This is a genomic window from Paracoccus sulfuroxidans (assembly GCF_007830335.1).
Taxonomy (GTDB): Bacteria; Pseudomonadota; Alphaproteobacteria; order Rhodobacterales; family Rhodobacteraceae; genus Paracoccus; species Paracoccus sulfuroxidans.
On sequence record NZ_VLKU01000002.1, the window covers coordinates 393,759 to 408,421 of the forward strand.

The window sequence follows — 14,663 nt, forward strand, 5'->3', positions numbered from 1 at the left end:
GAGGATCGGCCAGCTTCCGCCCAGAAATGAACATGCCCGCGCAGATGGCGCGGGCATGTTTCAACCTGTCGGCGGCAAGCCTATTCCCCTTGGACCGGAGAGGTTGTCGCCTCGCCCCGCGCCCGCTCGATCTCGCGCCAGCGCGCCACGTTTTCCTCATGCTCGGCCAAGGTCCGGGCGAAAGCGTGACCGCCGCTGCCATCCGCCACGAAGAACAGATAGTCCGAGGTTTCGGGCTTCATCGTCGCCTCGATCGCCGCCCGTCCGGGGTTGGCAATCGGGGTCGGCGGCAGGCCGTCGATCTGATAGGTGTTATAGGCCGTGCGCCGGGTCAGTTCCGACCGCCGCAGTCCGCGATCCAGCACCGACCTGCCCTCGGTGATGCCATAGATCACCGTCGGGTCGGTCTGCAGCCGCATGCCTTGATTGAGCCGGTTCACGAAGACGCTGGCCACCCGGCTGCGCTCATCCGCGACGCCCGTCTCTTTCTCGACGATCGAGGCCATGATCAGCGCCTGTTCCGGCGTCTGATAGGGCAGCCCCATCTCGCGCCCGTCCCAGGCCGCCTGCAGAATGGCCGCCTGCTTGCTCTCCATCAGCTTGACCAGCGCCGCGCGATCCTCGCCGCGCTTCACGTCATAGGTGTCAGGCGCAAGGCTGCCTTCGGCGGGGACCTTGGCGATCTCGCCCGACATGAAGCTTGCGGCCTTCAGCCCTTCGACGATCTGCCAGCTGGTCACGCCCTCGGCCACGGCCACGCGCAGACGCGCGTCCGGCTTTTCGGTCGCCTGGATCAGCGCCTCGGGTGCCGCCTGCGTCGCCGGGTCGTATTTCAGCATCTCGGCATATTGGCCGGTGTCGGGGTTCATGTCGCGCAGCACGACCGCGTTTTCACGCACGCCGATGCGAACGGTGATCTCGGTCCCGCAGGTGCTGGGCCCGCCCGCCGTGATCGTGCGGACGATGTCTTCCATACTGGCATGCGGCGCCATCAGATAAGAGCCGAACTTCAGATCGCGCGATTTCCCCGCATAATCCGCGCCCGCCCGGAAGATGTAGCCGTTGCTGACCACGCCCTGATCGGACAGCTGCTGGCTGACCGCGTTCAGGCTTGCCCCCGGGGCCACCTGCACGCAGGCGGCCACCGCACTGGGTCCGGGCTGGGAATATTGGCGCTTCGCCCAGGCCACCGCTCCTGCCGCTGCGATCAGGATGATGATCAGCAGCGTCAGGAAGTTCGAGGCGATGTTGCGCCAGATCATCCCTCGACCCTGCCCATCACAAGGCTCGCGTTGGTGCCGCCAAAGCCGAAGCTGTTCGACAGCACGTAATCGACCTTGCGCCGCACGGCCGCATTGGCGGCCAGATCGACCGCCGATTCACGCGCCGGATTGTCAAGGTTGATCGTCGGCGGGCAAATCTGGTCGCGAAGCGCGAGGATGCAGAAGATCGCCTCGACCGCGCCTGCTGCGCCCAGCAGGTGGCCAATCGAGGATTTGGTCGAGGACATCACGACATTCTTCGCATCATCGCCCAGCATGCGCTCGACCGCGCCAAGCTCGATCGTGTCGGCCATGGTCGAGGTGCCATGCGCGTTGATATAGTCAAGCTGCCCAGGTTCGATCCCGGCCCGCTTCAGCGCCGCCGTCATCGAGCGGAAACCGCCATCCCCGTCTTCCGAAGGGGCGGTGATGTGATAGGCATCGCCCGTCAGGCCATAGCCCAGGATCTCGGCATAGATCTTGGCGCCGCGCGCCTTCGCATGCTCGTATTCCTCCAGCACGACGACGCCCGCGCCCTCTCCCATGACGAAACCGTCGCGGTCCTTGTCCCAGGGACGGCTGGCCTTCTTGGGATCGGCCTCGCGATCCGTCGACAGCGCCTTGCAGGCGTTGAAGCCCGCGATGCCGATTTCACAGATGGGCGATTCCGTCCCGCCCGCGACCATGACATCCGCATCACCCAGCATGATCAGCCGCGCCGCGTCGCCGATGGCATGCGCCCCGGTCGAACAGGCCGTGACGACCGCATGGTTCGGGCCCTTGAAGCCGAACCGGATCGAGACCTGCCCCGAGACGAGGTTGATCAGCGCGCCCGGAATAAAGAAGGGCGAAACCCGCTTCGGCCCACGTTCCTTGATCAGCACGGCCGTTTCCGAGATCGAGCGCAGACCGCCGATCCCCGAGCCGATCATGACGCCGGTGCGCTCCTTGTCCTCTTCCGAGGTGGGCTCCCAACCGGAATCCTTCACCGCCTGCGTCGCCGCTGCCATACCGTACAGGATGAAGTCATCGACCTTGCGGCGGTCTTTCGGCTCCATCCACTCATCGGGGTTGAAGGTGCCATCGGTGCCATCGCCAAACGGGATCTCGCAGGCGTATTTGGTGACAACGTCCTTCGCGTCGAAGCGCGTGATCGGACCAGCCCCGGATTCCCCGGCCAGCAGCCTTTTCCAGGTTTCTTCGACCCCTGAGGCCAGTGGCGTGACCATCCCAAGCCCGGTGACGACAACTCTGCGCATAGGCGGCTCCTTGCAACATTCAATCCGGTGGGTTCTACACGGCTGCTGCTTCTCACGCAACGGCATGGCGGGCAGGGATGCCACAGATGAACTTTAGTTTTAGGATGTCGTTGAACAGACTTGGAATCGGCCTATTTTTGCGACCGGTCCCGTACAGCGCCGAAAGGACTTTTGATGACCACCCAGACCCAAGCCAGCGCACAGGCAGCCCTGGACGAAATCCAGAACGTGGCCGCAACGGTCCTGCCAGAGCCTGCAACGGGCGAGCTGCCCTCGCTGGATCAGATCGAGGCCCCCGTCGCCGCCGAAGTGCGCAAGCGGATGGATGAGATCGATCTGAAGGACACCGGCTCGATCGTCCATTTCGGCGCGGGTGCGCAGAATGAATTACAGGAAATCAGCCAGTCCATGCTGGCCGATGTGCGCAACAAGGACGTGGGTCCGGCGGGGGAATCCCTGCGCGACATCGTGACCACGATCCGCGGCTTCTCGATCAGTGAACTGGACGTGCGCCGCGAGCGCAGCTGGTGGGAACGCCTGCTGGGCCGCGCCGCGCCCTTCGCCAAGTTCATGGCGAATTACGAACAGATCCAGTCCCAGATCGACCGCATCAGCGGCGAGCTGGACACGCATCAGTCGCGCCTTCTGAAGGACATCAAGTCGCTTGACGTGCTTTATGACCGCACGCTGGATTTCTATGATGAGCTGGCGCTCTATATCGTCGCCGGCGAAGAAAAGCTGAAAGAGATCGACAGCACGCAGATTCCCGCCGGTGAGGCCGCCATCGCCGCCACGCCCGAGGATGACAAGGTCATGGCCGCGCAAGCGCTGCGCGATCTGCGCGCCGCCCGCGACGATCTTGAGCGTCGGGTCCATGACCTCAAGCTGACCCGTCAGGTCACCATGCAGTCGCTGCCCTCGATCCGGCTGGTGCAGGAAAACGACAAATCGCTGATCACCAAGATCAACTCGACGCTGGTGAACACCATCCCGCTTTGGGAAACCCAGCTCGCGCAGGCCGTCACCATCCAGCGCGGCGCGGCAGCCGCCCGCGCGGTCAAGGAAGCCAGCGATCTGACGAACGAACTGCTGACCGCGAATGCCAAGAACCTGCGTCAGGCCAATGCCTCGATCCGGGCCGAGACCGAACGCGGCGTTTTCGACATCCAGTCGGTCCGCACCGCCAATGCCGAACTGATCGCCACCATCGAGGACAGCCTGCGCATCGCGGATGAGGGCAAGGCCCGCCGCGCCGCCGCCGAACAGGACCTCCAGACCATGGAAAACGACCTGCGCAAGGCCCTGTCATCCTCGAAAGCCAGCTCTTCACCTGCCGCAACCAGATAGCTTTTTCCGTGACCTATTCCGCTTCGCCCTCGCGCCAGTTTGCGCCGCTCGCCCAGCCCCTGAAACGGACGGGGCTTCTGGCCCTCATGCTGGCGCTGGCCGCCTGTTCGACCGCGCCTTCGGCGCCGTCCACGACGCCGATCCATGCGGTGGCCCCGCGTCCCAAACCGCCCTTCCCCACGGTGGATCAGGCTGCGCTGCGCCGCGAGCGGGCGGAAAAGGCGCGCGCCGATTCTGCGGCGGCCACGACGGCGGCGAACACGCCCGCCAGCCGGAACATGCGCGACTATCTGGTCAATATCGAGGACACGCTGATCCGGCGTGGCCTTCTGCGCACCGACGATGGCCGCGACATCCCGCTGACGCCCGAGATGCTGACCCGCAACTTCATCCAGATCGCGCTGCATGACGAATATCTGCGCAAGGACGGGCGGCTGATCCAGCAGCAGACCCCTGCCCCCCTGCGCCGCTGGCAAGAGCCGGTGCAGATCCAGATCGTCTTTGGCGATTCGGTGGAACAGGGCCAGCGCAGCCGCGACCGTGCCGATGTCTCGGCACTGGCCGGGCGGTTGGCGGCGGCCTCGCAGCATCCGGTCGGCGTCACCGGCGCGCGCGGCAATTTCGTCGTGCTGTTTCTCAGCGAGGATGAGCGTCGCGCCATCGGCCCGCGCCTGACCTCGCTGGTGCCGGGCATTCCACCCTCGGATGTCGCAGCACTTCAGGACCTGTCGCCGCAGAACTATTGCACGGTCTTCGCCTATTCGCGTGGCGCGCAGCAGACCTATGCACAGGCGGTGGCGCTGATCCGCGCCGAAACCCCGGCCCGGCTGCGCCGTTCCTGCATCAACGAAGAAATCGCGCAGGGCATGGGGCTGGCCAATGACAGCAACAAAGCCCGCCCGACAATCTTCAACGATGACGAGGAATTCGCCTATCTGACGCATCAGGATGAGCTTTTGCTGCGCATTCTCTATGATCCGCGCCTGCGCCCCGGCATGACCGTCACCGAGGCCGAGCCCATCGTGCTGCAGATCTCGCGAGAGCTTCTGGGGGCCGACGTCTAGGCCACCCACCTGTCCGTGTCTTGACGGGCGCATCCGATGTCGCACAATCACCCTCGGCGTGCCGGGCGCGCCAGCTTACGCAAAGGCAGGACCCATGAGCATCTTCGACATTCTTGGCGGCGAATTCATCGATGTCATCGAATGGACCGACGACAGCCGGACCACCATGGTCTATCGCTATCCCACCGTCGGCAAGGCGATCAAATACGGCGCCAAGCTGACCGTGCGCGAGGGTCAGGCGGCGGTCTTCATCCATGAAGGCCAGCTTGCCGATGTCTTCACCCCCGGCCTTTACATGCTGGAAACCAACAACCTGCCGATCCTGACGCGGTTGCAGCACTGGGACCACGGCTTCCGCAGCCCCTTCAAATCCGAGATCTATTTCGTCAACACCACCCGCTTCAACGACCAGAAATGGGGCACCAAGAACCCGGTGATCGCGCGCGATCCGGAATTCGGCGCGGTCCGCATCCGGGCCTTTGGCACCTATTCGATGCGAGTAACCGACCCCGGCAAGTTCATTCGGGAAATCGTCGGCACCGACGGCGAATTCACCAGCGATGAGATCAGCTTCCAACTGCGCAACGTGATCGTGCAAGAGGTCTCGCGCATGATCGCAGGCTCGGCCATTCCGGTCCTCGACATGGCGGCGAACACCGAACAGCTGGGCCAGATGATCGCCAAGGCCATCGGCCCGGTGATCGCCGAATACGGCCTGACCATCCCCGAATTCTACATTGAAAACATCAGCCTGCCCGATGAGGTCGAGAAGATGCTCGACAAGCGCACCTCCATGGGCATCGTCGGCGATCTGGACCGGTTCGGCCAATATGCCGCCTCCGAGGCGATGCTGAACGCCTCGAACCAGCCGGGCGGTGGCATGGGGGCGGGGCTTGGCGCGGGCATGGGGGCCGCAATGGGCATGGGGATGGCCATGGGCCAGCAGCGCGGACCCTGGGGCGCGACGCCGCCTGCCGCACCTGCGGCGGGTAGCCAGACGCCGCCTCCGCTGCCCGGCGGTCAGGCCATCTGGCATGTCGCGATGGACGGGCAATCGGCAGGCCCCTTCGCGGTCAAGGATCTGACCGGGCTGGTCCAGCAGGGCAAGCTTGCCCGCGACACGCTGGTCTGGTCGCCGGATATGGAAAACTGGACGCCTGCGGCCGAGGTGCGCGAACTCGCCTCGCTCTTTGCCGCGCCCTCCTCGCCTCCGCCGCTGCCGGGCGGGTCGCAGAACGGCTGACCGGCCGCCCTGATGTCGACGCAGTACCGCTATCCTTGCGAGAATTGCGGCGCGAGCCTTGAGTTCTCGCCCGGGCAGCAGACGCTGGTCTGCCCCTATTGCGGCCATGTCCAAGAGATCGAGGACGCGCCCGCCGAGCCGCAGTCGGGCGTGCCGAAAGTCGGCGCCTCGGGCGGCCCGGCGCTGCAATGGGACGCCAAGCACAAATATGCGGGCCTGACCGAATTGCCGCTGGCCGAGGGGCTGCGGCAGGATCAGGGCAGCGACCTGACCGAGGCGGTCCGCACCATGTCCTGCCCGAATTGCGGCGCGAAGATCGAGTTGGCGGGCGAAAGCCACGCCTCGACCTGCCCTTTCTGCGCCACGCCGATCGTCATGGACACCGGCACCAGCCGCGTGCTGAAACCGCAGGGCGTGCTGCCCTTCGTCGTCTCGCAGGATCAGGCGCAGGCGGCACTTGAGCAATGGATGCGCGGACTCTGGTTCGCGCCCTCGGGCCTCACGGCCTATGCCCGGCGGGGCCGCAAGATGGACGGGGTCTATTCGCCCTTCTGGACCTTCGATGCCGACACCGATTCGAGCTATACCGGCGCGCGGGGCGATTACTACTATGAAACCGTCTGGGTCACGCGTGAGGTGAACGGCCGCAGCCAGCAGGTCGCCGAACAGGTCCGCCGCACCCGCTGGCACAATGTGCAAGGTCAGGTCGGGCGCAGCTTCGACGATGTGCTGGTCCTGGCCGCGACCTCGCTGCCGCGCCGGATCACCGATGCGCTGACGCCCTGGGACCTGTCGCATCTGACCAGCTACCGCCCCGAATATCTGGCGGGCTTTCTGGCCGAGGGCTATACCGTGCCGCTGTCGGACGGGCACGGCATCGCGCGGCAGGAAATGGCCTCGGTCATCTCGATGGATGTGCGCCGCGACATCGGCGGGGATGAGCAGCGCATCACCGGCATCCAGACCCGCTACAGCGACGAGACCTTCAAGCATATCCTGCTGCCGGTCTGGACCGCCGCCTATCGCTACAACGGCAAAAGCTATCGCTTCGTGGTGAACGGCCAGTCGGGCCGCGTGCAGGGCGAACGGCCATGGTCGGTCTGGAAGATCGCGCTGGCGGTGCTTCTGGGCCTGATCCTGCTGGGCGCGGCCCTCTATCTGTCCGAGCGCAGCGGCTATATCAACATCGGCGATGGCGGCGGCTATCTGGCGCCCGATATTTCCATTCGCAACGGCCAGAGCTACGACAGCGACGGCGGCGGATATGTCATCCGCGGATATTAGCGAGGCAGGCCATGATTCTTTGCGCGGGCGAATCCCTGATCGACATGGTGCAGGACCTGCAAAACCTCGACCGGCTGGCCTTTCGCCCGCTGGCCGGAGGCTCGGTCTATAACACCGCCGTGGCACTTGGCCGGCTGGGGGTGCCGACGGGCTATCTGTGGCCGATGTCGCGCGATGCGCTGGCCGAGGCCGTGCTGCTGCCCCCGCTGGCCGAGGCGAATGTGGACATCTCGCTCTGCCCGCGCACCGAACGCCAGACGACGCTGGCCTTTGTCGAGCTGAATGAGCGGCAGGCCACCTATCGCTTCTATGACGAAGGCTCGGCGGGCCGGATGTTCAGCATCGATGAGTTGCCCGCGCTGCCAAAGACCGTCTCGGCGCTTTTCATCGGCGGCATCAGCCTGGTCCCGGACCCCTGCGGCGCGACCATCGAGGAACTGGTCGCCCGCGCCCGCGCGCGCGGCATTCCGGTGATGATGGACCCGAATATCCGCCCCTTCTTCATCACCGATGAGGTGGCCTATCGCGCCCGCCTGTCGCGGCTGCTGGCGCAGGTCGACATGGTGAAACTGTCGCTTGACGAGATCACCTGGCTGACCGGGCATGATGGCTCGGTCCAGCAACTGATCGCCGAGATCCTCGCCATGGGGCCGAAGGTCGTCTTCTATACCGACGGCGAGCGGGGGGCCGAGGCGCATTGGCAGGGCGGCGCGGTGGCGCGACCCGCGAAACCGGTCACGGTCGAGGATACGATCGGCGCGGGCGACACCTTCAACGCGGGCATTCTGGCGCATCTGAGCCGCATGGACGCCCTGAAGGACGGGCTTTCCCGTCTCGACGAAAAGATGCTGGGCGAGGCCCTGTCGCTGGCCGTGGCAGCGGCGGCCGTCACCGTCTCGCGCCACGGGGCGAACCCGCCCTGGGCGCATGAGGTGGCCGCCCATCAGGGCTAAAGCGCTTCGTAGGCCGCTTTCTGACGCTCGGTCCAGCTGACGCGCACATGCGTGCCGTCGTCCTGATGCGCTTCCGAGGTGACGATCCCCTGCCGATGCAGCCAGGCACGGCGACGGCCATCGGAATGGCCCAGCACCAGCTCGGCCTCATGGCGCGGCTCGTCCAGCGTCTCGGCCAGCGAGGCCTCGACGTTCCTCAGCAGATCCTCCAGCCCCTCGCCAGAGAGCGCGCTGACCGCCTGCACATCCTCGCGCCGCGCATCGGTGCGGCGCAGCGCCGCCCGCGTTTCGGCCGAAAGCGCGTCGATCTTGTTCCAGACCTCGATCAGCGCGACGTCATCCTCGACCCCAAGGCTTTCGAGGATCTCGCCCACGTCTCCGGCCTGTTCCTCGGTCTCGGGATGGCTGATGTCGCGCACATGCAGGATGAGATCGGCGGCCAGCACCTCTTCCAGCGTGGCGCGGAAGGCGGCGACCAGCTCATGCGGCAGATCGCTGATGAAACCCACGGTATCGGACAGGATCACCCGCCGCCCGCCAGGCAGCACCATCTGCCGCATGGTCGGGTCCAGCGTGGCAAACAGCTGGTCCTTGGCCATGACCTCAGCCCCGGTCAGCCGGTTAAACAGCGTCGACTTTCCGGCGTTGGTATAGCCCACCAGCGAGACGATGGGATAAGGCACCTTGGCGCGGGCCTTGCGGTGCAGCTCACGCGTCTTGACCACGCGCTCCAGCTGGCGGCGCAGGCGTACCATCTGGTCGTCGATGGCGCGCCGGTCGGCCTCGATCTGGGTCTCGCCCGGGCCGCCGACGAAGCCGAAGCCGCCGCGCTGGCGCTCAAGGTGGGTCCAGGCGCGCACCAGCCGCGTGCGCTGATAGGCCAGTGCGGCCAGTTCGACCTGCAGCACGCCTTCGCGGGTATGGGCGCGGTCGGCAAAGATTTCCAGAATCAGCCCGGTCCGGTCCAGGATCTTGACGTCCCATTCCTTTTCCAGGTTGCGCTGCTGGACCGGCGTGACCGGCCCGTCGATCAGCACCAGCTCGGCCCCTTCGCCATCGGCCACGGCCTTCAGCCGCTCACCGATTTCCTGCCGCTTGCCCTTGGAAAACAGCATGCCCGCATCGGGCTTGCGCAGGCGCGCGACCTCGGCCCCGGTCACCTCGATGGCGGGCAGCGCATGCGCGAGCGCCACGGCCTCTTCCAGCGCCAGCTCGGGCGAGCGGCGCGTGCGGGAGTTGCCCAGATCGGGGTGGATCACATAGGCGCGGGTCTGACGGGACTGCGTCTCGTTCAGTTCGCCCAATCAGTCCTCGCCTTCATAAAGGCTGATCGGCTGGCCGGGCATGATCGTCGAGATCGCATGCTTGTAGACCAGTTGCGACTGCCCGTCGCGGCGCAGAAGGACGCAGAAATTGTCGAACCAGGTGATGACGCCCTGAAGTTTCACACCGTTGATCAGAAAGATCGTGACCGGGACCTTGGCTTTGCGAACATGGTTGAGAAACGCGTCCTGAAGGTTTTGTTTATCGCCGGCCATTTTTTACACCTTGTTCTTATTGGGTTCATTTTTCTGGACTTACCTAACATTTAGGTCAGCGCCAACGGCCTTGCAAGCAAGAGCGATGCGCGCGCCCGGCGGCTTTTCGCACCCCTGTTGCAGGAAGGCACTAGCGCCGCCAGAATTCCGGCGTCAGCAGCGTCAGAATGACCAGCGTCTCCAGCCGTCCGACGATCATTGCGCCCGCCAGAACCGCCTTGGTCATCGCGGGAAGTCCCGCCCAGCCCTGCCAGGGGGCGCCAGCCACGCCGGCGCTGCCCTGAAACGTCGGGGTCAGCGGAATCGTTCCGGCCAGCGGTCCGGTATTCGTCAGGGCCGAGATCGACAGGATCATCGCGCTGTCGAACTCGATTTCCTGGAATGACACCAGCGCCATGACCACGGCAATCGAAAGCGCGAACAGCATGAAGAAGATGAAGGCCAGATAGGCGCCCTCGCGCCGCAGACGCCGCGCGATCAGCCCGCCGCCTGCGACCGATTGCGGATAGATGATCTTTTCCATCTCACGCTCGGCATGCCGGGCCAGCGCATAGACGCGCAGCAGTTTCACCCCGCCCGCAGCCGTCGCCACCCCACCGCCCATCATCGCCAGCCCCGCCAGCAGCAGCCCCGGAGAGCTGAAGCCCGACCAGTTCCGCGCAATCTCCCAATCGACCGAGTTCCAGCCGGTCGTTGTCAGATAGCTCATCGCGTTGAAAAGCGCCCCCCAGGCCGAGGAGAGCGCGCTTTCGAAGTTCTCGGCAAAGCTGCGCGCGCCCGGCAGGGCCACGTCGATGGCGCCGATGAAATGGCGCAGCAGAAGCAGCACCGTGACCAGAAGAACCACCCCCGCCGCCAGCCGCAGTTCCGGGTCGGTGACCCAGCTTTCACTGGCGACCAGCTCTCCCCCGCCCGGCCAGAACCGGCGCGACAGCGCGGGGATCAGGAACAGAAGCACGACGAATTCACCCGCACGCCCGCTGCCCTGCCCGGCCTGCCCGCTGGTCGGGCTGATGCCGCTGGTCGACAGCGTGCCCATGGCGCGGCAAAGTGCCACCAGCCCCTCATCCCCCAGGGTCAGCAGCAGCACCCAGACCAGAAGCGTCAGCCCCGCATAGATCGGCGCCACCAGCCGGGCCGAGCGCAGCATGCGGTAGGTCGGGCTTGCCAGCGCGGTCTGATACGAAGGGTCTGACAGGTGGCGCTGCTGATAGACCGGCTCGGCCCCGTTCGGCAGCCGCTCGAACCGCTCGTTGCGGCCATAGGGGCTGGTCATGATCTCGAACCCGCCGACATGCAGCGGTGCCAGCAGCGCGACGGCCGAGACCAGCATGAAAAGCCCGCCCAGCCAGCCGACGATGCCCCGCCACAGATGCAGCGGGTCGGGCAGCAGCTCGCCCGAATAAAGCGTGGCCCCGGTGGTGGTCAGCGAAGACACCATCTCCCACCAGGCGTTCAGAAAGCCGGTATCGGGCAGCGCGGCCAGAAAGGGCACGGCCATCATCGCGGGCAGAAGCGTCATCGTGCCGATCATGGTCAGCAGGACGGTGCGCGTGCGTGGCCCCTCGGCCCAGTCGATGGTGGCAAGGCCGATCAGACCGATCAGCAGCGAAAACAGCCCCGCACACAGGAAGAAGGCCATGGCGATGCGCTGGTCCCCCAAGGCGCTCGCATAGGCGCCGGGCAACAGCATCGCCAGCGCCCCCACCCCTGCAAGGATCACGATCAGCGGCAGGCGGACAAGAACACGCATCACGTCAGAAGAAGTCGATCGAGACCTGCAGCAGGCGCTCGACCTCGGGCACATCTGCGGCAAGTGAGAAGATCACGACGATATCGCCTTCCTCGATCCGCAGATCGCCGCTGGGCTTGACCAGACGGCCATTCTTCTGGACCGCGCCGATCAGCGCCCCTTCGGGCACATCGATTTCGCGGATCGTGCGGCCCGCGAAGGGCGAGGTCGACAGCACCTGCGCCTCGATCACCTCGGCCTCGGCATCGCCGATCGAATAGATATCGCGCACACGGCCATGACGCACATGCCGCAGGATGGTCGACACGGTGCTGGCGCGCGGGTTGATGAAGGCGTCGATGTCGAGCACATCCATCAGCGGCATCAGCGTCGGGTCATTGACCAGCGAGATCGCCAGCTTCGCCCCCGCCTGCTTGGCCCGCACGGCGGCCAGAATGTTGGTCTTGTCATCCTCGGTCAGGGCCAGCACGGCATCGGCGCGGGGCACGCCCGCCTCTTCCAGCAGTTCCGCCGAAAGCCCGTCGCCGTTCAGCACGATGGTGCGGTTCAGGCTGTCGGCGGCATCCTCGGCCCGGCCCCGGTTGCGCTCGATCAGCTTGACGTGGACGCGATTGGGCTTCGCCTCCAGCGCCTGCGCCACGGCAAGGCCGACGTTGCCCGCCCCGATGATGACCACGCGGTCCTGCTTTTCGGCCTGTTTGCCAAAGATCTCCAGCGTGCGGGACACGTCCTCGGCGCGGGTGAAGACATAGACCTGATCGCCCGCGAACAGCTGGTCATTGGGTTCGGGCGCAAACAGCCGCGTGCCGCGCCGCACGCCCACGACCATGACGGTCAGGCTGGTGAACATCTCATTGAGCTGCCGCAGCGGCGTGTTCAGGACCGGGCAATCCTCGTCAAGCGCGATCCCCAGCAGGTGCAGCTTGCCGTCCAGAAAGGTCTCGGCATCGAAGGTTGAGGGGGCCGAGAGCCGCTGCATGGCCGAGCGCGCGACCTCGCGTTCCGGGCTGATAACGACGTCGATGGCCAGATGGTCGGTTCGGTAAAGGTCCGAATAGATCGCGTCCAGATAGGCCGAGCTGCGCAGCCGCGCGATCTTGCGCGGCACCTGAAAGACCGAATGCGCGACCTGACAGGTGACCATGTTCACCTCATCGGAATGGGTCGCGGCGATAATCAGATCGGCGTCATTGGCCCCCGCGCGGTCCAGCACATCGGGGTGGCTGGCAAAGCCCGTCACGCCCTGCACGTCCAGCGCATCGGTGGCGCGGCGCACCAGATCGGCATTGGTGTCGATCAGGGTCACGTCGTTGCGTTCGCTGGAAAGATACCGGGCAATATGCCAGCCGACCTGTCCCGCGCCGCAAATGATGATCTTCATGCCTGATCCATTCCGTCTGGGGCCGCCACCTCGGCAGAGGTGGCCACGTTTCCTTCAGATTCGCCTATTCGGTCCGAAAAACAAGCAAACAAAGACAAGCGAACAAAGACCCGGGGACCGGCACCTCCGGCTGGATTACATGAAATGGCAGGCAAGTTGAACCGCTGCTCGGGGCACCGGCCCCGCCCGTCACTTGCCGGTCATCTCATCCTCGACCCGGACGCCGCCGACGACGCCCAGCGACTTCAGTTTGCGATGCAGGGCCGAGCGTTCCATGCCGACGAATTGCGCCGTGCGGCTGATGTTGCCGCCAAAGCGGTTGATCTGGGTCAGCAGATATTCCCGCTCGAACAACTCGCGCGCCTCGCGCAGCGCCAGGCTGGTGATCTGCGGACCAAGGGCCAGCACCTCGCCATTGCTGCCGCCCCCGCCCTGCGTTTCAAGCTCGGACGGCTGGATCGGGCCGGTGTCCTCGCCAAGGATCAGCACCCGCTCGATGATGTTGCGCAGCTGGCGGATGTTGCCGGGCCAGGTCATCGTTTGCAGCGCGGCGGCGGTTTCTTCGGGCAGTTCGCGCAGCGGCAGCGCCTGAGCGACGTGGAACTGCTCGATGAAATGCTCGGCCAGCATGGGGATGTCCTCGCGCCGCTCGGACAGTGAGGGCACGGCGACCGGTACCACGTTCAGCCGGTCGTAAAGCTCTTGCCGGAAGCGGCCCGAGGCGATCTCGACCGCCAGATCGCGGTTGGTCGAGGAAATGACCCGCAGGTCCACCCTTACCTTGTCGGTCCCGCCCGAGCGGGTGAACTGCTGTTCGGTCAGCACACGCAGGATCTTGGGCTGCGTGCCCAGCGGCATGTCAGCCACCTCGTCGAAATAGACGACGCCGCCATGCGCAAGCTCCAGCAGCCCGGGCTCGATCCCGCGATCCGGGGTTTCGCGGCCGAAGAGCACCTCTTCCATATGGTCGGGCTCGATCGTGGCGCAGGGCACGGTGATGAAGGGCGCACGCACGCGCGGGCTTTGCGCATGGACATAGCGCGCGGCCAGTTCCTTTCCAACGCCCGGCTCACCCGTCAGCATGACGCGGCCGTTCGACTTCGCCACCTTGTCCAGCTGGTCGCGCAGCCGCTTGAAGGAAGCCGAGTTCCCCAGCATCTCGCCCGGGCGGCTGTCGCCCTTCTTCAGATCGGCGTTTTCGCGGCGCAGGCGGCTCGTCTCCATCGCGCGGCGGATGACGACCAGAAGCTGGTCGATGTTGAAGGGCTTTTCGATGAAGTCGTAAGCGCCCTGCTTGATCGCGGCGACCGCGATTTCGATATTGCCGTGACCCGAGATGATGACCACCGGCACATCGGGATTGTTGCGCTTGACCTGCTTCAAGATGTCGATCCCGTCCATCTTGCTGTCCTTCAGCCAGATATCCAGAACCATCAGCGCAGGCTCCTGCGAGTTCAGCTCGGCCACCGCCTGATCCGAATTCGCCGCCATTCGTGTTTGGTAACCTTCGTCGCGCAGGATGTCCGAAATCAGTTCCCGGATGTCCTTTTCGTCGTCGACAATCAGAATATCACTCATC

At 65.3% G+C, this 14,663-nt stretch carries 12 protein-coding genes; 5 read left to right on the top strand and 7 right to left on the bottom strand.

From position 1 onward, the window contains the following. Positions 1 to 80 precede the first annotated feature (80 nt). Both mltG and fabF read right to left on the bottom strand, forming a co-directional pair. Positions 81 to 1,262: an endolytic transglycosylase MltG gene (gene mltG, locus IQ24_RS04480; RefSeq protein ID WP_145396598.1), complete on the bottom strand. Its 1,182-nt coding sequence runs from the start codon at positions 1,260 to 1,262 to the stop codon at positions 81 to 83. After that, on the bottom strand, positions 1,259 to 2,521 hold the full coding sequence (gene fabF, locus IQ24_RS04485; RefSeq protein WP_145396599.1) for a beta-ketoacyl-ACP synthase II: 1,263 nt from the start codon (positions 2,519 to 2,521) through the stop codon (positions 1,259 to 1,261). The genes mltG and fabF overlap by 4 nt, the downstream gene beginning before the upstream one ends. Before the next feature lie 174 nt (positions 2,522 to 2,695). Here fabF and IQ24_RS04490 point away from each other — a divergent pair, with 174 nt between their 5' ends. The 5 genes from IQ24_RS04490 to IQ24_RS04510 all read left to right on the top strand — a co-directional run bounded on the left by IQ24_RS04490 (position 2,696) and on the right by IQ24_RS04510 (position 8,412). Further along, positions 2,696 to 3,868, top strand: a complete 1,173-nt coding sequence (locus tag IQ24_RS04490; RefSeq protein WP_145396600.1) for a toxic anion resistance protein — start codon at positions 2,696 to 2,698, stop codon at positions 3,866 to 3,868. Positions 3,869 to 3,876: 8 nt separating this feature from the next. Continuing rightward, the gene (locus IQ24_RS04495) at positions 3,877 to 4,932 is read left to right on the top strand and encodes a DUF2927 domain-containing protein (RefSeq protein WP_242007910.1); all 1,056 of its coding nucleotides are present in this window, start codon (positions 3,877 to 3,879) and stop codon (positions 4,930 to 4,932) included. Positions 4,933 to 5,026: 94 nt separating this feature from the next. Next, complete coding sequence (locus tag IQ24_RS04500; RefSeq protein WP_145396601.1) at positions 5,027 to 6,175, top strand: SPFH domain-containing protein; 1,149 nt, start codon at positions 5,027 to 5,029, stop codon at positions 6,173 to 6,175. Between the two features lie 12 nt (positions 6,176 to 6,187). Next, positions 6,188 to 7,459 carry a TFIIB-type zinc ribbon-containing protein gene (locus IQ24_RS04505; protein WP_145396602.1) on the top strand — a complete coding sequence of 424 codons (1,272 nt, stop codon included), beginning with the start codon at positions 6,188 to 6,190 and terminating at the stop codon, positions 7,457 to 7,459. 11 nt (positions 7,460 to 7,470) lie between these two features. Then, entirely contained in the window at positions 7,471 to 8,412 is a 942-nt protein-coding gene (locus IQ24_RS04510; RefSeq protein WP_145396603.1) for a carbohydrate kinase family protein, read from the top strand. Here the strand turns inward: IQ24_RS04510 and hflX are convergent. The 5 genes from hflX to ntrX form a co-directional block, all read right to left on the bottom strand. Next, the gene (gene hflX, locus IQ24_RS04515) at positions 8,409 to 9,716 is read right to left on the bottom strand and encodes a GTPase HflX (RefSeq protein ID WP_145396604.1); all 1,308 of its coding nucleotides are present in this window, start codon (positions 9,714 to 9,716) and stop codon (positions 8,409 to 8,411) included. The genes IQ24_RS04510 and hflX overlap by 4 nt on opposite strands. Further along, on the bottom strand, positions 9,717 to 9,950 hold the full coding sequence (hfq, locus tag IQ24_RS04520) for an RNA chaperone Hfq (protein ID WP_020949330.1): 234 nt from the start codon (positions 9,948 to 9,950) through the stop codon (positions 9,717 to 9,719). A 130-nt stretch (positions 9,951 to 10,080) separates the two neighbouring features. Then, complete coding sequence (locus IQ24_RS04525) at positions 10,081 to 11,703, bottom strand: potassium transporter TrkG (RefSeq protein ID WP_145396605.1); 1,623 nt, start codon at positions 11,701 to 11,703, stop codon at positions 10,081 to 10,083. 4 nt (positions 11,704 to 11,707) lie between these two features. Continuing rightward, positions 11,708 to 13,084: a Trk system potassium transporter TrkA gene (trkA, locus tag IQ24_RS04530; RefSeq protein WP_145396606.1), complete on the bottom strand. Its 1,377-nt coding sequence runs from the start codon at positions 13,082 to 13,084 to the stop codon at positions 11,708 to 11,710. A 189-nt stretch (positions 13,085 to 13,273) separates the two neighbouring features. Continuing rightward, on the bottom strand, positions 13,274 to 14,662 hold the full coding sequence (ntrX, locus tag IQ24_RS04535) for a nitrogen assimilation response regulator NtrX (protein ID WP_145396607.1): 1,389 nt from the start codon (positions 14,660 to 14,662) through the stop codon (positions 13,274 to 13,276). Position 14,663: the final 1 nt, after the last annotated feature.